The 19,625-nt window shown below is 61.8% G+C and carries 11 protein-coding genes and 4 rRNA genes; 8 read left to right on the top strand and 7 right to left on the bottom strand.

Annotated elements, in window-relative coordinates; translation table 11 throughout:
• Positions 1–24: 24 nt before the first annotated feature.
• The 3 genes from EDD25_RS08975 to EDD25_RS08965 all read left to right on the top strand — a co-directional run bounded on the left by EDD25_RS08975 (position 25) and on the right by EDD25_RS08965 (position 3,849).
• Positions 25–2,208, top strand: a complete 2,184-nt coding sequence (locus EDD25_RS08975) for an ATP-dependent Clp protease ATP-binding subunit (RefSeq protein WP_134172970.1) — start codon at positions 25–27, stop codon at positions 2,206–2,208.
• A 73-nt stretch (positions 2,209–2,281) separates the two neighbouring features.
• Entirely contained in the window at positions 2,282–3,328 is a 1,047-nt protein-coding gene (locus EDD25_RS08970; protein ID WP_134172969.1) for a zinc-dependent alcohol dehydrogenase family protein, read from the top strand.
• A 50-nt stretch (positions 3,329–3,378) separates the two neighbouring features.
• On the top strand, positions 3,379–3,849 hold the full coding sequence (locus EDD25_RS08965; protein ID WP_134172968.1) for a hypothetical protein: 471 nt from the start codon (positions 3,379–3,381) through the stop codon (positions 3,847–3,849).
• Between the two features lie 6 nt (positions 3,850–3,855).
• On the opposite strand, the gene EDD25_RS08960 is transcribed toward EDD25_RS08965, so the two are convergent.
• From EDD25_RS08960 to EDD25_RS08950, 3 genes are all read right to left on the bottom strand, one after another.
• Complete coding sequence (locus EDD25_RS08960) at positions 3,856–4,461, bottom strand: nitroreductase family protein (protein ID WP_134172967.1); 606 nt, start codon at positions 4,459–4,461, stop codon at positions 3,856–3,858.
• A gap of 109 nt (positions 4,462–4,570) precedes the next feature.
• On the bottom strand, positions 4,571–6,259 hold the full coding sequence (locus EDD25_RS08955; protein ID WP_134172966.1) for a long-chain-fatty-acid--CoA ligase: 1,689 nt from the start codon (positions 6,257–6,259) through the stop codon (positions 4,571–4,573).
• Positions 6,256–7,326, bottom strand: a complete 1,071-nt coding sequence (locus EDD25_RS08950) for a threonine aldolase family protein (RefSeq protein WP_134172965.1) — start codon at positions 7,324–7,326, stop codon at positions 6,256–6,258. Before EDD25_RS08950 ends, EDD25_RS08955 begins: the two co-directional genes overlap by 4 nt.
• 685 nt (positions 7,327–8,011) lie before the next feature.
• Here EDD25_RS08950 and EDD25_RS08945 point away from each other — a divergent pair.
• The 4 genes from EDD25_RS08945 to rrf (EDD25_RS08930) all read left to right on the top strand — a co-directional run bounded on the left by EDD25_RS08945 (position 8,012) and on the right by rrf (EDD25_RS08930) (position 13,698).
• Positions 8,012–9,546: ribosomal RNA gene (locus EDD25_RS08945) — 16S ribosomal RNA — on the top strand.
• 478 nt (positions 9,547–10,024) lie between these two features.
• Positions 10,025–13,151, top strand: a 23S ribosomal RNA gene (locus EDD25_RS08940).
• A 140-nt stretch (positions 13,152–13,291) separates the two neighbouring features.
• Positions 13,292–13,408 (top strand): 5S ribosomal RNA (gene rrf / locus EDD25_RS08935).
• A gap of 173 nt (positions 13,409–13,581) precedes the next feature.
• Positions 13,582–13,698 (top strand): 5S ribosomal RNA (gene rrf, locus EDD25_RS08930).
• The 16S, 23S and 5S rRNA genes sit together here, the layout of an rRNA operon.
• Before the next feature lie 49 nt (positions 13,699–13,747).
• Here rrf (EDD25_RS08930) and EDD25_RS08925 read toward each other — a convergent pair.
• The 4 genes from EDD25_RS08925 to EDD25_RS08910 are packed head-to-tail and all read right to left on the bottom strand — an operon-like array spanning position 13,748 to position 17,840.
• Complete coding sequence (locus tag EDD25_RS08925) at positions 13,748–14,869, bottom strand: ABC transporter permease (RefSeq protein ID WP_175183016.1); 1,122 nt, start codon at positions 14,867–14,869, stop codon at positions 13,748–13,750.
• Positions 14,866–15,750, bottom strand: a complete 885-nt coding sequence (locus EDD25_RS08920) for an ABC transporter ATP-binding protein (RefSeq protein WP_134172964.1) — start codon at positions 15,748–15,750, stop codon at positions 14,866–14,868. Before EDD25_RS08920 ends, EDD25_RS08925 begins: the two co-directional genes overlap by 4 nt.
• A gap of 43 nt (positions 15,751–15,793) precedes the next feature.
• Positions 15,794–16,441 carry an SDR family NAD(P)-dependent oxidoreductase gene (locus EDD25_RS08915; protein WP_134172963.1) on the bottom strand — a complete coding sequence of 216 codons (648 nt, stop codon included), beginning with the start codon at positions 16,439–16,441 and terminating at the stop codon, positions 15,794–15,796.
• Positions 16,434–17,840 carry a DUF6421 family protein gene (locus EDD25_RS08910; protein ID WP_134172962.1) on the bottom strand — a complete coding sequence of 469 codons (1,407 nt, stop codon included), beginning with the start codon at positions 17,838–17,840 and terminating at the stop codon, positions 16,434–16,436. Before EDD25_RS08910 ends, EDD25_RS08915 begins: the two co-directional genes overlap by 8 nt.
• Before the next feature lie 332 nt (positions 17,841–18,172).
• On the opposite strand from EDD25_RS08910, the gene EDD25_RS08905 reads away from it, so the two are divergent.
• Positions 18,173–19,612, top strand: a complete 1,440-nt coding sequence (locus EDD25_RS08905; protein WP_134172961.1) for an APC family permease — start codon at positions 18,173–18,175, stop codon at positions 19,610–19,612.
• The last annotated feature ends 13 nt before the right edge of the window (positions 19,613–19,625 follow it).

The raw sequence follows: 19,625 nt of genomic DNA, 5'->3' as shown, positions 1-19,625 counted from the left end.
CGCCGCAACTCGGGAGGAACCGCGATGCAAGCCGGACAGCAACCGTCACAGGAAAAAGCCAAGACGGCGTTGGAACTCTACGGGGTCAACCTCACCGAGATCGCCAAAAGCGGCAAGCTCGACCCGGTGATCGGCCGCGACGCCGAGATCCGCCGCATCAGTCAGGTGCTCACCCGCCGTACCAAGAACAATCCCGTGCTGATCGGCGAACCCGGCGTGGGCAAGACCGCCGTGGTGGAAGGCCTGGCCCAACGCATCGTGGCCGGCGACGTCGCTGATTCCCTCAAGGGTAAGCAGCTCGTGTCCCTCGATCTCGCCGCCCTCGTGGCCGGAGCCAAATACCGCGGTGAGTTTGAGGAGCGGCTCAAGGCTGTGTTGAAGGAGATCAACGACGCCGACGGCCAGATCATCACCTTCGTCGACGAGCTGCACACTCTTATGGGTGCGGGAGGTGGCGAGGGGTCAGTGGCCGCCTCCAACATGCTCAAGCCCATGCTTGCCCGCGGCGAACTGCGCCTCATTGGCGCCACAACACTCAATGAGTACCGAGAATTCATTGAAAAGGATGCCGCGCTTGAGCGACGCTTCCAGCCGGTACTCGTGGATGAACCCTCCGTCGAGGACACGATCGCCATTCTGCGCGGCCTCAAGGAACGATACGAAGCCCACCATAAGGTGACCATTGCCGACGCTGCCCTCGTGGCCGCGGCATCCCTGTCGAATCGGTACATCACCGCTCGCCAGCTGCCCGACAAGGCGATCGACCTCATTGATGAGGCCGCAAGCCGGCTTCGGATGGAGATTGACTCCTCCCCGGTGGAGATCGACGAGCTGCGACGCGGCGTCGACCGGCTCAAGCTGGAGGAGCTTGCCCTCAAGAAGGAGAAGGACGACGCCTCGAAGGACCGGCTGCAGAAGCTGCGCGCCGACCTCGTGGAACGCGGGGAGATCCTGGCCGACCTGCAGGTGCGGTGGGACAAGGAACGAACCTCGCTCAACCGCATCGGCGAGCTCAAGGAACGGCTGGACTCTGCCCGCAGCGCCGCCGATCGCGCCCAGCGGGAGGGCAACCTGGAGAAGGCTTCCCGTTTGCTCTACGGCGACATTCCGGTGATGGAACGCGAGCTCGGAGCCGCCGAACTGGAGGAGTCCGACGGCGCACGCATGGTCAACGACCAGGTCGCCGCCGAAGACATTGCCGCGGTTGTCGCCGCGTGGACCGGAATTCCCGTGGGCCGGTTGCTGCAGGGTGAGACCGAGAAACTGTTGAGCCTCGAGCAGGAACTCGGTCACCGTCTCATCGGGCAGAAGCCCGCCGTTCGTGCGGTGGCCGACGCCGTGCGGCGCTCCCGCGCCGGCATCTCAGACCCCGACCGTCCCACCGGATCCTTCCTGTTTCTCGGACCCACCGGTGTGGGCAAGACCGAGCTGGCCAAGGCTCTCGCCGAGTTTCTCTTCGACGACGAGAAGGCCATGGTTCGTATTGACATGAGCGAGTACGGCGAGAAGTTCTCGGTGTCTCGCCTCGTCGGGGCGCCTCCCGGCTATGTCGGTTACGAGCAGGGTGGCCAGCTCACCGAAGCGGTGCGGCGGCGCCCGTATTCGGTCATCCTCTTTGACGAGGTGGAGAAGGCGCACCCCGAGGTGTTCGACGTGCTCCTGCAGGTGCTCGACGACGGCAGGCTCACCGATGGCCAGGGCCGCACGGTTGACTTTCGTAACAGCATCCTCGTGCTGACCTCCAATCTCGGCTCACAGGTTCTTGTCGACCCGGCGCTGTCCACCGAGCAGAAGGAGGAGGCGGTGCAGCAGCTGGTGCGCCAGGCCTTCAAACCCGAGTTCGTCAACCGACTCGACGACATCGTCATCTTCTCGACTCTCACCACCGGGGAGCTCGGTGAAATCGTCGAGCTCTACGTCGAGCGCTTGCAGCGCCGGCTCGGCGAACGTCGTCTCGAGCTCGCCGTGACACCGGATGCCCGCCGCTGGCTCGCCGACGAGGGCTACGACCCCATCTATGGCGCGCGCCCACTGCGTCGCCTCATGCAACGGGAGATCGACGACCGGCTCGCTCGGGCGCTGCTCGCGGGAGACATTCGAGACGGGGACCGGGTGCTGGTCGAACTGGCGGGCGACGGGGGGTCGCTGATAGTCGCCGCCGCCGCCCTCGAGGATGTCGCACCCGGCGATCTCGACGACGTGTATTGAGCGTTTGCGGCCTGAGCTGAGCCGTACAGGGCGCGCACCGGAAGAGCACAGAATCGCGGGTTAGGTTGAATTCATGCTTGCAACTGTGATTTATGGAGAACGTGACGTGCGCCTCGAAGAGGTTCCCGATCCCGTGCTGTCCACCGGCGGCGACGCCATCGTGCGCGTCGTCGCGGCCTGTGTCTGTGGTTCGGACCTGTGGCCCTACCGGGGCGTGGCCCCCACCAACGAACCACACCGTATCGGACACGAATTCGTGGGAATCGTCGAGCAGATCGGCGCAGAAGTCTCTACGATCAAGGTGGGCGACTTCGTCATCGCACCCTTCTACGACTGTGACAACACCTGCGTGAACTGCCGGAACGGCGTGAGCACCTCCTGCCTCAACGGCGTCTGGTGGGGTTCCGATGACCGCATGGGCGGCTTCGCCGATGGCGCCCAGGGCGAGCGCGTGCGCGTTCCCCACGCCGACGGATCGCTCGTGGCGACCCCCGAGCAGCCCGACGACGCACTCGTGCCGAGCCTGCTCACCCTCGCCGACGTGATGGGTACCGGGCACCACGCAGCCGTCTCCGCCAGTGTCACCCAGGGCAGCACCGTTGTCGTTGTCGGTGACGGAGCCGTCGGGCTCTGCGCCGTACTCGCGAGCAAGCGCCTCGGCGCCTCGCGCATCATTGCCATGTCGCGTCACGCCGACCGACAGGCCGTTGCCCGCGAATTCGGTGCCACCGACATCGTGGACCTCCGCGGAGACGAGGGAGTGGCCCGCGTTCAGGAGCTGCTCGACGGCATCGGCGCTGACTGCGTGCTCGAGTGCGTCGGAACCAAGGAGTCGATGGAGCAGGCCATCGCGTCGGCCAGGCCAGGCGGGATGGTCGGCTATGTCGGCGTGCCCACCGGCGGCCCGATCGAGATTCGGCCGTTGTTCGGCCGCAATGTGGGGCTCAACGGCGGCGTCGCATCCGTTCGCGGCTATGTCGACGAGTTGCTGCCGGAGGTGCTCTCGGGCGCCCTGAACCCGGGCCGTGTCTTCGACCTGGAGCTTCCGCTTGCCGAAGTTGCCGAGGCCTACGCGGCCATGGACGAGCGTCGCGCCATCAAGGTGCTACTCCGCCCGTAAGGACCGCTGGAAATGATGAGGGCTCCGCAGTCCCCCTTGGAAGGATCGCTGTGAATCAACCGTTCCTCTGGGGAGGCCTGCTGGCCTTCGCCGTCGCCGCCGGAAGTGTTCGGCTCGTGGTGGGGCGCCCGCTGCTGCGTCGCCGTTCGGTGCGCGTGAGCCAGGTTGGGGCCGCCGTGGCCTTCGTGAGTGGTCTTGCGCTCGTGTTCCACTGCGCGGCGATGTTCTTCGGACCCTGGATCGACGCTGTGCCGTTTCTGCAGGCGCCGGCCGACATGGTTCGTGCCAGGGGCGTGGGAAGCGAAATTGCCTACTGGGCACCCGCCGCGGCACTGGTGGTTGCCTGGCGGCGCGTGTGGTGGCCGGCCCTCGCGGCGATCGTCATCACGCTTGCGGGTGTGGGCGTGACGATGTTTTGGCCGTACCCGCTCGTGGTTCACCTCGTGTGGCTCACGGCCGTGATCATTATCGGATCGTTGATTCCGACGCTGCTGCTCCGTGGGCCACGCACTGCGAGGTAGGCATCCCTAGTCGTTGACGAGCAGCAGCTCGGTGAGCGGCTTGCGGGTGCGCGGGGCGATCTCGCGCTCGAGCAGAGCGGGCGAGAGCGTCGACGCATCGCCCAGAACGCCGAGGGTCGTGATCGTCACGATGACCTGGTTCGCGGCCAGGCCGAAGGCCTCGGACAGGGCCACGCCGTCGAATCCGCCGAGCTGGTGGGTGTGCAGGCCCTCGTGCTGCGCCTGGATGCTGAGGTGCGCCACCGCCTGGCCCACGTCGTAGCGCGTCCAGGGGCTCTCCGTAACCAGCTTGGTCTCCGCGTCAACGGGCAGCTCTGCCACGTTGGCGATGAGCACGGAGGCCGAGTCAGCCCAGGCCTGGTTGAAGCCCATGAGGCCGCCATGGATCGTGGCAAAGCTCTTCGAGCCACGACGGGCCACGATGAACCGGGCGGGCTGAACATTGCTTGCCGACGGAGACCAGCGGGCGGCCTCCAGAACGGTCGTCAGTGCGGCCTCGTCAACGACGGCGGTCGCGTCGTAGCCACGGGGGCTCCAACGCTCGGCAAGAATCGGAATCAGCGGCGCATCGGTGTCGGCGCGGCGATTGTGGGTGTCGGTGATGAGGCTCATGGGGCAGATCCTTCGGAGAGGCGAATGTGCGGGGCAACGCTGACCCACCTGGCGCAACCACGGATGCCGCGAGCTAATTCCCTGAGCGCGGCATCCGTTTGGCCCCTCATCAGCCGCGCATCATCGTGGCGCGGACCTCTCGACGGAGCACTTTTCCAATGAGCGACCGCGGCAGGTCGGCCACCTCCACGATGCGCCGCGGAATCTTGTAGGCGGACAGCCGGGTCCGGCAGTACTCGCGCACGGCCTCTGCGTCGAGCATCGCGCCGTCAACGAGAACGACCGCCGCAACGATGTCCTCGCCGCCGACTGCACCGGGGAGCCCGACCACGGCGGCGTCCACAATGTCGGGATGGCTCAGCAGAGCCGCCTCCACCTCGGAGGGCGCCACGTTGAAACCACCCGAAATGATCAGTTCCTTCATCCGGTCGACGACGGTAATGAACCCGTCTGCTGAAACCCGCACAATGTCACCGGTGCGCAACCAGCCGTCCGGCAGCAACACCTGCGCAGATTCGCTCGGCCGATCCCAATACCCGGAGAAGATCTGTGGCCCGCGCAGCAACAGCTCGCCCTCCTCCTCGAATTCCAGGTCCACGAGCGGATCGGACGGGGCGACCACACGAATCTCGGTGCTCGGGAACGGCACGCCAACCGTGCCGGGCCGCCGGCTCGGGCCCATCGGGTTGCCGCTGGCAATCGGCGACGCCTCTGTCATGCCGTACCCCTCCACAAGCAGGCCGCCCGTGGCGTCTTCCCAGCGTCCCACGACGGAAACCGGCAGGTTCATCGCGCCGGAAATGGCGAAACGGATGCCCTCAAGGCTCACTTTGCGAGCCGCAGCAGCCGTGACGAGCCGATCGTAGATGGGGGGAACCGCGGGCAGGAAGGTGGGCGGCGCGTGGCGTGCGGCGTCGAGCACGAGCTTCTCGTCGAACTTGGGGAACAGCACGAGCCGGGCGCCCATGCTCACGGCAAAGGTGAGGCACAGGGTGAGCCCATAGGCATGGAACATGGGCAGCACGGCGTACACGGTTTCGTTTCCGGGACGCAGCCCTGGAACCCACGCGGCGCCCTGGGCGGCGTTGGCACGCAGGTTGTGGTGGCTGAGAACGGCGCCCTTGGGCGCGCCGGTGGTGCCGCTCGTGTACTGCAGCACGGCCGTGTCGCTGAGCGACGGCCGCGGATGCGAGCGGTGCAACCTCCGGGAACCGACCAGGGTGTCCCAGCGGATCGCACCCTTGCTGGGGCCCGTCGTGAGCGCGGCGCGCGCCGCTTTGGCCTTCTTGATGGGCAGTTTGAGGGCGAGGCGCTTGCCGAGGGGCATCGCCTGGATGAGGTCAACGGTGACCACCTCGGTGACACCCATGTCCTTGGGGAAGGAACGCACGCTGTCGTAGACCTTGTCCCACACAATGGCCACGCGCGCACCGTGATCCTCGAACTGGTGGCGCATCTCTCGATTGGTATAGAGGGGATTGTGTTCCACGACGATCCCGCCGAGGCGCAGCACCGCGTAGAAGGCCACAACATGCTGCGGACAGTTCGGCAGTACAAGGGCAACCCGGTCGCCCGGCGTCACCCCAAGCTTGCGTAGTCCGTTCGCCACCCGGCTGATCTCTTCGCCGAGTTCCTCATAACTGGTCGTCGCTCCGAAGAAGTCGAGGGCAACGTGCCGACCATAACGCTTCACCGACGCCTCCAGCATGTCGCTGAGCGTTTCCGTCGGCTCTTTGATCGTGTGCGGAACGCCCGGCGCATAGGCGGCGAGCCACGGCCGGTCGGAGAAGGCGTTCACGAGGCGGCCAGCTCGCGCTTGAGGGCGGCCACGAAGGCGTCGATGTCTGCCTCACTCGTGTCGAAACCGCACATCCAGCGCACCTCGCCGGTCTGCTCGTCCCAGTCATAGAAGCGGAAGCTTTTCCGCAGGCGGTCAGCCACACCCAGCGGCAGCCGCGCGAAGACCGCGTTGGCCTGCGTGGCCTGCGTGAAGGCGATGTTCGGCACCGAACCATCCGCTGCCCCGGCCTCAAGCGCATCCCGCAGTCGACGCGCCATGGCGTTGGCGTGGCGGGCGTTCCGCAGCCACAGCTCGTTGCTCAGCAGGGCAACAAACTGCGCCGAGATGAACCGCATCTTCGACGAGAGCTGCATGTTCGTCTTGCGCAGGTACTTCAAGCCAGTGGATCCCGCGGGGTTGAGCACCACAATGCACTCACCGAGCATCATGCCGTTCTTGGTGCCACCGAAGCTGAGCACGTCGACGCCGGCATCGCGGGTGAACGCCCGCACGGGAACCCCGAGGGCGGCGGCGGCGTTGCTGATGCGGGCGCCGTCCATGTGCAGGGTCATGCCGTTCTTGTGCGCGTGGTTGGCGATGGCCCGCACCTCCTCGACGGTGTACACGGTACCCAGCTCGGTGCTCTGGGTGATGGAGACCACGAGGGGTTGGGCGCGGTGCTCGTCGCCCCAGCCCCACGCCTCCTGGTCGATGAGATCGGGGGTGAGCTTGCCGTCGAGGGTGGCGACGGGCAAGAGCTTGAAGCCGCCGACATATTCGGGGGCGCCGCCCTCATCGGAATTGATGTGCGCGCTGGACGTGCAGATCACGGCGCCCCAGCGGGGGAGCATCGACTGCAGGCCGATCACGTTCGCGCCGGTGCCGTTGAAGACGGGGAAGGCCTCTATGCCTTCGCCGAACTGTTCAACGAACACCTCTTGTAGTCGTGCCGTATAGACGTCTTCGCCGTAGGCAACCTGGTGGGCACCGTTTGCCTGCACGATCGCCTCGAGAATTTCGGGGTGAATGCCGGAGTAGTTGTCAGAAGCGAAACCGCGCAGGGTCAAATCATGAAGTTGGGTCACGCCCCCATTGTTCCGCACCTTGCTGCACTCCCGCCGATTGCGAGAGCGGATGCTGGAGGCGTTTGGGGCGGCGGCGCGCCCGGGATGTGGGTAAATGGGTGTGGATTTGCGGCGTGTGGGGAATGGCCGTAATGTCTTCTAAGTCACCCCACAGGTGCGGAAAGCTGCTTAGCTTTTCGGCCTCATGCGGGACCATCTCGACGCCGTGAAGACAGCCGTTGTTCATCTTGTATGAATGTTGTCTCGTGGTTTAGAATTGTAAGTCTTCCATCTCGCTGGTTTCCTGGTCTGAGTCGTGGGTTTTGTGGTGTGCTTCGGCGGCCTGGAACGTGCGTTTCGCTCGACTTGACAGCGGCGAGCAGGGTGGCTAAGTTAGACAAGTTGCCTCAGCGAGATAGCCCACTAGGGTTCGAAGCTGGGTGCGTCCGATCCTTGAGAACTCAACAGCGTGCACAATGTCAAATGCCAAAAACCTCGTGGTTGTTGTATCCGTTTCTAGCGGGTGCGCAGCTAAGAGATTCCTTTGGAATAACAATTGAAGTCGTGGTTAATGACCACGCAAAATAACAAAAGCAAGTCAGTAATGATTTGTTCTTGCTAGTTTCAAACTTGCAGTTTCTTCGCCTATTCCGGCGGGTTTCTGCACTAGATGGGCACCTGGTTTCGACTGGGGAGCTATTCAACATTTACGGAGAGTTTGATCCTGGCTCAGGACGAACGCTGGCGGCGTGCTTAACACATGCAAGTCGAACGGTGATGAGGAGCTTGCTTCTCTGATCAGTGGCGAACGGGTGAGTAACACGTGAGCAATCTGCCCTTGACTCTGGGATAACTGCGGGAAACTGTAGCTAATACCGGATACGACCTTGGAAGGCATCTTTCTTGGTGGAAAGAATTTTGGTCAAGGATGAGCTCGCGGCCTATCAGCTAGTTGGTGAGGTAATGGCTCACCAAGGCGACGACGGGTAGCCGGCCTGAGAGGGTGACCGGCCACACTGGGACTGAGACACGGCCCAGACTCCTACGGGAGGCAGCAGTGGGGAATATTGCACAATGGGCGCAAGCCTGATGCAGCAACGCCGCGTGAGGGACGAAGGCCTTCGGGTTGTAAACCTCTTTTAGTAGGGAAGAAGTGACTGGGTTTTCCTGGAAGTGACGGTACCTGCAGAAAAAGCACCGGCTAACTACGTGCCAGCAGCCGCGGTAATACGTAGGGTGCAAGCGTTGTCCGGAATTATTGGGCGTAAAGAGCTCGTAGGCGGTTTGTTGCGTCTGCTGTGAAAACCCGAGGCTCAACCTCGGGCCTGCAGTGGGTACGGGCAGACTAGAGTGCGGTAGGGGAGATTGGAATTCCTGGTGTAGCGGTGGAATGCGCAGATATCAGGAGGAACACCAATGGCGAAGGCAGATCTCTGGGCCGTAACTGACGCTGAGGAGCGAAAGCATGGGGAGCGAACAGGATTAGATACCCTGGTAGTCCATGCCGTAAACGTTGGGAACTAGATGTGGGGACCATTCCACGGTCTCCGTGTCGCAGCTAACGCATTAAGTTCCCCGCCTGGGGAGTACGGCCGCAAGGCTAAAACTCAAAGGAATTGACGGGGGCCCGCACAAGCGGCGGAGCATGCGGATTAATTCGATGCAACGCGAAGAACCTTACCAAGGCTTGACATATACCGGAAACGGCTGGAAACAGTCGCCCCGCAAGGTCGGTATACAGGTGGTGCATGGTTGTCGTCAGCTCGTGTCGTGAGATGTTGGGTTAAGTCCCGCAACGAGCGCAACCCTCGTCCTATGTTGCCAGCACGTAATGGTGGGAACTCATGGGATACTGCCGGGGTCAACTCGGAGGAAGGTGGGGATGACGTCAAATCATCATGCCCCTTATGTCTTGGGCTTCACGCATGCTACAATGGCCGGTACAAAGGGCTGCAATACCGTAAGGTGGAGCGAATCCCAAAAAGCCGGTCTCAGTTCGGATTGAGGTCTGCAACTCGACCTCATGAAGTCGGAGTCGCTAGTAATCGCAGATCAGCAACGCTGCGGTGAATACGTTCCCGGGCCTTGTACACACCGCCCGTCAAGTCATGAAAGTCGGTAACACCCGAAGCCGGTGGCCTAACCCCTTGTGGGAAGGAGCTGTCGAAGGTGGGATCGGTGATTAGGACTAAGTCGTAACAAGGTAGCCGTACCGGAAGGTGCGGCTGGATCACCTCCTTTCTAAGGAGCACGTGCATCTCTCCTCTGTATACAGGGAGATCAAAGATGCCAGTCATGCCACGCCGAACGGTGTGGATGGCGCTCATGGGTGGAACATTGACATTGGTATGAGGACGGTCGTTCTCGAGTTAGTACGCTTTCCGGTGTTTACACGGGGGAGTTGGAGGATTCGGGTTCGGAGAGAATTGTATGTGCACGCTGTTGGGTCCTGAGGGACCGGAACATATCGTTGGTCGAGTTTGTTGAGACCGGGTATGAACTGTTCCTCTGGATCCTTTTCTGTTGGCATCAATGGCCGGCAGTTGGGGTACCGCCCGTACTTTGAGAACTACACAGTGGACGCGAGCATCTTAAATTTGACGGACTTTGGTCCGTTGGATTACAAAGATCTCTGCACTTATTTATAAGTGCGTGATCATTGGTCAATTTCGATCATCACTTTCGAGTGGTGATACTTAATCGATTCAAACTCATGTGATTTCAAATTTTTAAGAGCAAACGGTGAATGCCTTGGCATGTAGAGCCGAAGAAGGACGTAGTAATCTGCGATAAGCCTCGGGGAGTTGATAAACGAACTGTGATCCGAGGATTTCCGAATGGGGAAACCCCGCCAGGCCCGTAAGGTGACCTGGTGACTCCCGCCTGAATATATAGGGCGGGTAGAGGGAACGTGGGGAAGTGAAACATCTCAGTACCCACAGGAAGAGAAAACAATAGTGATTCCGTTAGTAGTGGCGAGCGAACCCGGATGAGGCTAAACCGATCATGTGTGATAGCCGGTAGGCGTTGCATGGTCGGGGTTGTGGGACTTTTCAGCCGATTCTACCGAATGGCAAGGGTTAGAGCGTTGTATAGACGAACAGGATTGAAAGCCTGGTCATAGAGGGTGCGAACCCCGTAGTCGAAATGCAGTAATCACCCGAAGAGTATCCCAAGTAGCACGGGGCCCGAGAAATCCCGTGTGAATCCGTCAGGACCACCTGATAAGCCTAAATACTCCTACATGACCGATAGTGAACAAGTACCGTGAGGGAAAGGTGAAAAGTACCCCGGGAGGGGAGTGAAATAGTACCTGAAACCGTTTGCTTACAAACCGTTGGAGCCAGTCTGATTCTGGTGACAGCGTGCCTTTTGAAGAATGAGCCTGCGAGTTAGTGATATGTGGCGAGCTTAACCCGAGAGGGGAATGCGTAGCGAAAGCGAGTCTGAATAGGGCGATTCAGTCGCATGTCCTAGACCCGAAGCGAAGTGATCTATCCATGGCCAGGTTGAAGCGACGGTAAGACGTCGTGGAGGACCGAACCCACTTCAGTTGAAAATGGAGGGGATGAGCTGTGGATAGGGGTGAAAGGCCAATCAAACTTCGTGATAGCTGGTTCTCTCCGAAATGCATTTAGGTGCAGCGTTGCGTGTTTCTTGCCGGAGGTAGAGCTACTGGATGGCCGATGGGGCCCAAAAGCTTACTGACGTCAGCCAAACTCCGAATGCCGGTAAGTGAGAGCGCAGCAGTGAGACGGTGGGGGATAAGCTTCATCGTCGAGAGGGAAACAACCCAGACCACCAACTAAGGTCCCAAAGCGCGTGCTAAGTGGGAAAGGATGTGGAGTTGCGCAGACAACCAGGAGGTTGGCTTAGAAGCAGCCACCCTTGAAAGAGTGCGTAATAGCTCACTGGTCAAGTGATTCCGCGCCGACAATGTAACGGGGCTCAAGCACGCCACCGAAGTTGTGGCATTGATATTTTTGGTAAGCCGCCACCTTGTGTGGTTGGTTCAGCCGTGTTGATGGGTAGGAGAGCGTCGTGTGGCCAGCGAAGCGGCGGTGTAAACCAGCCGTGGAGGCTACACGAGTGAGAATGCAGGCATGAGTAGCGAAAGACGGGTGAGAAACCCGTCCTCCGAAAGATCAAGGGTTCCAGGGCCAGGCTAATCCGCCCTGGGTAAGTCGGGACCTAAGGCGAGGCCGACAGGCGTAGTCGATGGACAACGGGTTGATATTCCCGTACTGACGAAAAACCGCCCAAGCTAATCCAGTAATGCTAAGTATCTGAATCCTCTAGCTAATCCCTTCGGGGTGAGGCCAGGGGCCTAGCGTACGACCCGACACTGGTGCGGTTAGCGTATTAACAGGTGTGACGCAGGAAGGTAGCTGAGCCGGGCGATGGTTGTCCCGGTCTAAGGATGTAGGGCGAACGATAGGCAAATCCGTCGTTCATATAGCCTGAGACCCGATGGGTAGCCCGTAAGGGCGAAATCAGTGATCCTATGCTGCCAAGAAAAGCATCGACGCGAGGTTTTAGTCACCCGTACCCCAAACCGACTCAGGTGATCAGGTAGAGAATACTAAGGAGATCGAGAGAATCGTGGTTAAGGAACTCGGCAAAATGCCCCCGTAACTTCGGGAGAAGGGGGGCCTGAGGCGTGAACGGACTTGCTCCGGGAGCGTTCGAAGGCCGCAGAGACCAGTGGGAAGCGACTGTTTACTAAAAACACAGGTCCGTGCTAAGTCGCAAGACGATGTATACGGACTGACGCCTGCCCGGTGCTGGAAGGTTAAGAGGAACGGTTAGCCGCAAGGCGAAGCTGAGAATTTAAGCCCCAGTAAACGGCGGTGGTAACTATAACCATCCTAAGGTAGCGAAATTCCTTGTCGGGTAAGTTCCGACCTGCACGAATGGCGTAACGACTTCCCAGCTGTCTCAACCGCGAACTCGGCGAAATTGCATTACGAGTAAAGATGCTCGTTACGCGCAGCAGGACGGAAAGACCCCGTGACCTTTACTACAGCTTGGTATTGGTGTTCGGTGTGGCTTGTGTAGGATAGGTGGGAGACTGTGAAGCTTGGACGCTAGTTCAGGTGGAGTCATCGTTGAAATACCACTCTGGTCATATTGGATACCTAACTTCGAACCGTGATCCGGTTCAGGGACAGTGCCTGGTGGGTAGTTTAACTGGGGCGGTTGCCTCCTAAAAAGTAACGGAGGCGCCCAAAGGTTCCCTCAACCTGGTTGGTAATCAGGTGTCGAGTGTAAGTGCACAAGGGAGCTTGACTGTGAGACTGACACGTCGAGCAGGGACGAAAGTCGGGACTAGTGATCCGGCAGTGGCTTGTGGAAGCGCTGTCGCTCAACGGATAAAAGGTACCTCGGGGATAACAGGCTGATCTTGCCCAAGAGTCCATATCGACGGCATGGTTTGGCACCTCGATGTCGGCTCGTCGCATCCTGGGGCTGGAGTAGGTCCCAAGGGTTGGGCTGTTCGCCCATTAAAGCGGTACGCGAGCTGGGTTTAGAACGTCGTGAGACAGTTCGGTCCCTATCCGCTGCGCGCGCAGGAAATTTGAGAAGATCTATCCCTAGTACGAGAGGACCGGGATGGACGAACCTCTGGTGTGTCAGTTGTTCCGCCAGGAGCACCGCTGATTAGCTACGTTCGGAACGGATAACCGCTGAAAGCATCTAAGCGGGAAGCCGGCTTCGAGATGAGATTTCCATCCCTTAGGGGGAGAGGCTCGCAGCTAGACTACTGCGTTGATAGGCCGGATGTGGAAGTGGGGACTAAAGACCCATGAAGCTGACCGGTACTAATAAGCCGATAATTTGATAACACTCAGTTTGAAGAAGCTGCTTTAGCGTCCACTATGTGGTTCTCGATGTACGGTCGAGAACAACACCCCACGGTGTCTAATAAACATTGCAGGGGTCTATAACTAAAAAATATAGGTTCGAAACACGCATCACCAAGTGTTTCGGCGGCTATAGCAAGAGGGAAACGCCCGGTCACATTCCGAACCCGGAAGCTAAGACTCTTTGCGCCGATGGTACTGCAGGGGGGACCCTGTGGGAGAGTAGGACACCGCCGGACTTAACTTAGCAACACGCAGAAAGCCACCCCACGGGGTGGCTTTCTTGCGTTAACACCCCGGCAGGCCGAACGGGCCCCCACCACCGGTCAGGCAGGGCCCCGGGTTCCTGTAGACTGGAAGAACGAAGCAACGACTGTTCGAAATGCTTGACGCCTCGTGCGTCACCCAGTGTTTCGGCGGCCATAGCAAGAGGGAAACGCCCGGTCACATTCCGAACCCGGAAGCTAAGACTCTTTGCGCCGATGGTACTGCAGGGGGGACCCTGTGGGAGAGTAGGACACCGCCGGACTTCGCTTAGCAAGACCAGAAAGGCCGCCCCACGGGGCGGCCTTTCTGCGTTAACGCTCCGATCCGCGCCGCAACGCTTCCCGCAGCGGAACCCGCGCGCCCATGCGCAGCAGAGCGTGGGCGTAGACACGTGACCCCGCCGCAATCACCGCTGCCGTGGTCAGCACGAGAATCACGAGCGCCACGAGCGGCTCCCACCAGGCCGCGGACCCCAGGAAGATGCGCATGGGCATCCCCACGGGCGCCGAAAACGGAATGTAGGACATGACGGCCAGTACCGTGGGATTGTTGTTGAAGAGGATCACCAGGAAGTACGGGATCATCACGAGGATCATGACCGGTGATGTTGCCGATCCCACATCTTCCTGGCGGGACACGAGGGAGGCCGTGGCAGCATACAGCGAGGCGAGCAGCACGAAGCCGAACGCGAAGAAAACGGCAAACCACACGATTGAGGGTCCGATGCCCGACAGCAGCGCCTGTTGCCCGGTGGTGGCCAGTCCGATCGACACGAGCAGGCCAATGGCCACGATCTGGCCGAATGCCATGATGCTGTTGCCGGCGACCTTCCCCGCGAGGAGCGCTCGAACCGGGATCGTCGACATCAGGATCTCCACGATGCGCGTCTGCTTCTCCTCCACCACGCTCTGGGCGATCGTGGACCCGAACGTCACGGACGACATGAGAAAGACGAGACCGAAGCCGATGGCCACAAGGTAGGCGAGGCGAGTGTCCCGCGCAGGCGGCTCGAGCAGCCGCACCGTTGGCGCAACGCTGAGGGCAGCCATGATCGCCGCCGGCGGCTCCGAGAGGGCGGTGACGGAGAGCCCCAGGGGAGACGTGTCGGTGGAAGCGGGCGCAATCGCGGCATCCACCCGCCCGTCGCGTACGAGGGTCTCCGCCTCGGCCACACTGTCGGCCGGTATGAGGGTGAAAGCTTTGAGCTGCGGGATGTTCTGACCAACGACACCCACCACGGCCACCCGCGGGAGCATCGTGTTCTGGGCCGCGATGCTGCCCACAACGACGGAGGCCACGGAGATCAGCAGCAGGATGGACGTCGAGATCAGGAAGGATTTGCTCCGTAACCGTGCCACGATCTCTCGGGTAGAAACGAGCCAGACGCTGTGCCCGAACGTTGGCGCCGTGTGCACCGGACGGTTCGCGTTCACTGCACAACCTCCCTGAAAATTGAGGCGAGACTCGGGCGCTGCTGGCTGAACGAGTCAACCGGTCCCCGTTCGAGTGCGTGTCGCAGAACGCCCTGGCTGGCGGCATCCGTTTCTGCTTCGAAAATGGCCAGGCCGGGCGCCGTCTCCACGAGGGTGATGCCGGGCAGCGTGCCGACCCAGGCCGTGTCGCCGGGAGAACGAATCTCGAACCGGGGGCGGCTGAATCGTTGGCGGAGCCCCTCGCGGGAGCCGTTCGCGCGGATCCGGCCGTCGGCGATGATGACCAGGTCGTCACAGAGGCGCTCGACGATGTCGAGCTGGTGGGAGGAGAAGAGCACGGGCGCGCCGCTCGCGGCGTAGTCGGTGAGCACGGTCATCACCGTTTCGACGGCAATCGGGTCCAGCCCGGAGAATGGCTCGTCGAGAACGAGGAACTCGGGGTCGTGCACGAGGGCCGCCGCGATCTGTGCCCGCTGCTGGTTGCCGAGGGACAGCGCTTGCACCAGGTCACCGGTCCGCTCGGCCAGACCGAGTCGCTCCAGGAGGGTGCTGCTGTTCTGACGAGCGGATGCCGTACTCAGGCCGTGCAACCGGGCCAGGTAGACGAGCTGTTCTCCCAGCTTCATCTTGGGATAGAGGCCGCGTTCCTCGGGCATGTAGCCGAAACGGCGTCGGTCGCCGGCGGTCACGGGCGCGCCATCGATGAGTACGGTGCCGGTGTCGGGGGTGAGCACGCCGAGGATAATGCGCATCGTGGTGGTCTTGCCGGCACCATTGGCACCGACGAAGCCGGTCATACGGCCGTCCACCACGGTGAAGCTCACATCGGTGAGTACGGGTTTGCTACCGTAGCGCTTGCTGACAGCCCTGATGTCGAGCATGACCACCTCTTCGTTGACCGTGCTGTGCAGGCTACCAGCCGGGTCAGGTGGTGAGGGTGACCCGCGTATCGTTGACGGATGCCGCGGGCTCGTCCCACAGCCCGACCACACGTGATGCCAGCTCCCTCTCGAGTCCCTCGAGCGCTTTCACGACGAAGATGATCGCTGCAGAGTTCGATTCGGCCTTGGCGAAGCCGTAACCGACCGCGCGCACCCAGGTTTCGGCGGCAGCCTTGGCTGTCGAGTAATTCGCGCCGCCGGGGGTTGGCCGGTTGACCGACACGGAGGAGACGATGGCGAGCCGGCCGGCTGGCGAGCCGAGAAGGTCGGCGTTGAACGCCCGGGTGGTATTGCGCAGCGTGGTCACGACGTGCGCCTGCAGGAAGTCCCAGTCGTCGTCGGTCTGTCCGATCAGACCGCCGCCGCCTCGCCAGCCGCCCACGAGGTGGATGAGACCGTCGATGCGGCCGACGTCGGCATGCACGAGCGAAACGAGGTTGGTGACGGCCGCGTAGTCCGCGAGATCACACACGAATCGGGCCTCGGCGGCGACGGTCTGCAGCCGTTCGAGATTGGATCCGACAGCGACGACGCGAGCGCCGGCATCCGTGAGTGCGGCACAGGCGGCACGGCCGGCCGCGCTGGACGCACCGGCGATGAGCACGGTGCGTCCAGCGACGGCGCTAGTCATGAGCGGTGATGCCCGCCGTTGATGCGATGATCGTCTTCATCTTCTTCTCGAGGGCCTCGAAGAACATCGACAGGGGGAACTCATCGTCCAGGACGGCGTCGGTGTACCCCTTGGGTGCCCCCGCGAGTACCTCCCGCGGCAGCCCGTTGGCCCAGACCGAGGCCGGGTTGGGGGTGAGCGTCTCGGAGATCATGGCGTACGCGGCGAGCCAGTGCGCCTTCTTCGGTCGGTCAATCGACGCCCAGTACAGCTCGTCGATCTGCTTGCCCAGAGCGATGACCACGTCGGGAACGGCGTCCCAGTCGAACGTGAGACGCGTGTTTGTCCAGTGCAGCACGTGATGCTGGTGCATCCACGCAAAGAGCAACTGTCCGCCGAGACCGTCATAGTTGCGCACCCGGCTGCCCGTGATCGCAAACCGAAAGATGCGGTCGAAGATCACGGCGTACTGCACGAGCTTGGCATGCTTGCGAGCCTCCGGGCTGGCGAGTTCGCTGCGTTCGATGGTGACCGACTCGCGGAACGCGGTGAGGTCGCAGCGCAATTCCTCCAGGGAATACAGGAAGAACGGCATGCGCTGCTTGATCATGAACGGATCGAACGGCAGGTCACCGCGCATGTGGGTTCGGTCGTGGATGAGGTCCCACATCACGAAGGTTTCTTCGGTGAGGTGCTGGTCATTCAGCAGGCCGAGCGCTTCTGCGGGAAGATCGAGGCGGGTGATCTCGGATGCTGCGCGCACGACCCGACGGAATCTCGCGGCTTCGCGATCGGCAAAGATCGCGCCCCACGTGAACGTCGGGATCTCCCGCATCGCAACCGTTTCGGGAAACAGCACAGCGGAGTTCGTGTCGTATCCGGGCGTGAAGTCGAGAAAACGAATGGGAACGAACAGCTTGTTCGTGTACCCCTCCTCGAGCTCGGCAATGAAACGCGGCCAGATCACCTCGATCAGCACCGCTTCGACGAGCCGGTTGGTGCTGCCGTTCTGCGTGTACATCGGGAAGACCACGAGGTGCGCGAGGCCGTCGATGCGATCCTGCTGCGGCTGGAACTGCATGAGGGCGTCGTAGAAGTCGGGCACACCGAATCCTTCGGCCACCCAACGCTCGAAGTCCACCACGAGCGCGTCGAGGTAGGCGACGTCGTGGGCAAAGAGCGGCGCGAGCTGCTGGATGGCACCGGTGAGCAGGGCAACGGATGCCGCGGCATCCGTGTGCAGCGACGTATCGGCAACCGAACCGTCTTGCGTCTGCACTGCCTGCAGCGCGGTCGCGGCGGCCTTGAGACGCAACCAGGCCGGGTGCTCGGCCAGTTCGGTGACGCGAGCATCTTCGAGAACCTCGGGCTCACCGACCAGCGCATTTTGAGCGTGCGTTTCTTTTACTGACATCGACATGGGAACCTCCCGTCCTCTGAAGCGCCGCGGTTGCGACTGTGAGCGCAGCAAGCGCGCAAGTCATAAGCGTATCGAGGGAAAGGCGGCGTTTTGTTGCAATTTTCTCGCAGTAATTGCGCGCGGACGTCCCTGCGCGCTGAGAATCACCGCTGCCGCTGCCTGCTGCGGGCGTTACGTGGAAAATAGGCAGTTTGCATGACACGCTGTGCCCGCGGCAGAGTGCGGCAGTGACTATGGCAGAGTGATCACTAATAACGCAGTCGGCGACCCGAGTGATTCGTCGAAGGCGAGGTCCACTCAGCGTCGAGTGCGAGTCGAGACATTTGGGAGACATGCCTGCCATGCAGAGCCACAAAACTGATCATTCGCTTCTCAAAGTATTAGGAAATCGAGACGCGCTCGCGCTCGGATTCGGGGCCATGATCGGCTTCGGCTGGGTGGTCCTGACGGGCGGCTGGATCAACGAAGCCGGCACGATGGGCGCCGTCGCGGCCATGATCGCCGGCGGAATCATCATGTGCATCGTGGGCCTCACCTACGCCGAACTCACCGCAGCCATGCCGAAGGCCGGCGGCGAACACAACTTCCTGCTTCGGGCCATGGGCCCGCGCTGGTCGTTCGTCGGATCGTGGGCGATCACCGGAGGCTACGTCACCATCGTCGCCTTCGAAGCCGTAGCCCTGCCACGCACCGCCGGGTACCTGTTTCCGAATCTGAGCCAGATTCCGCTGTGGCAGATCGCCGGTGAACAGGTCTACCTGACCTGGGCGCTGGTCGGAGCCATCGCGGCCGTCGTGATCACGGGCATCAACATTCGCGGCGTGAAACTGGCCGGGGTCGTACAGACTTTTGTCGTCCTCTTCTTGCTGATCATCGGCGCGATGCTCGTGTTCGGTTCGTTCACCGGCGGATCGGCCACGCACATGGAGCCGTTCTTCACCGGTGGTATGGGCGGGTTCTTCGCCGTGCTCGTCGTCGTGCCGTTCCTGTTCGTCGGCTTCGACGTGATCCCGCAGTCCGCCGAAGAGGTCGATGTGGAGCCGCGCCAGATCGGCAAGCTCGTTGTCGTCGCCGTGATCCTGGCGACCATCTGGTACGTCATGATCGTGCTGACCACGTCGTCGTCGATGAGTGCGGCCGATATCGGCCAGACCGACATCGCGACCGCGGATGCCATGGGTGCACTGTTCGGCACCGACGTCATGGCCAAGGTGCTCATTGCCGGCGGAATCGCGGGAATTCTCACCTCGTGGAACTCGCTGCTGCTCGGCGCATCCCGTCTCATGTTCTCAATGGCCCGCTCCGGCATGCTCCCGGCATGGTTCGGCGTGCTGCACCCGAAGTTCCGCACGCCTACCAATGCGCTCCTCTTCATTGGCGCGTTGTCGTTCCTCGCCCCGTTCTTCGGCACCCAGATGCTGGGCTGGCTCGTCGATTCCGGTGCCCCGAGCATCGTCCTGGCGTACATCCTGGTGGCTGTCGCCTTCGTGGTGTTGCGTCGCCGCGAACCCCAGATGGACCGCCCGCTGCGCATCGGCGGCAAGGGCAACGGCGGAATCGTGATCGGCGTCGCGGCCGTGGCCCTCTGCCTGGCGCTACTGAGCCTGTACCTGCCGGGCATGCCCGCAGCGCTGTCGTTCGAACCCTGGCTGTTGTTCGGGCTGTGGTGGGTCGGCGGCGTCTTCTTCTTCCTGCGCATTCCTGCCGGCATCGCGCCGGGCCATGACGCCGAGGACCGCCTGCTGGCGACGCTGGGTTCGGGGCGCTCCTGACCGGAGCCCCACC

Source organism: Cryobacterium psychrophilum (assembly GCF_004365915.1).
Taxonomy (GTDB): Bacteria; Actinomycetota; Actinomycetes; order Actinomycetales; family Microbacteriaceae; genus Cryobacterium; species Cryobacterium psychrophilum.
Note: the sequence above shows the minus strand (reverse complement) of the source record. Positions and strands in the feature narration are given on the sequence as shown.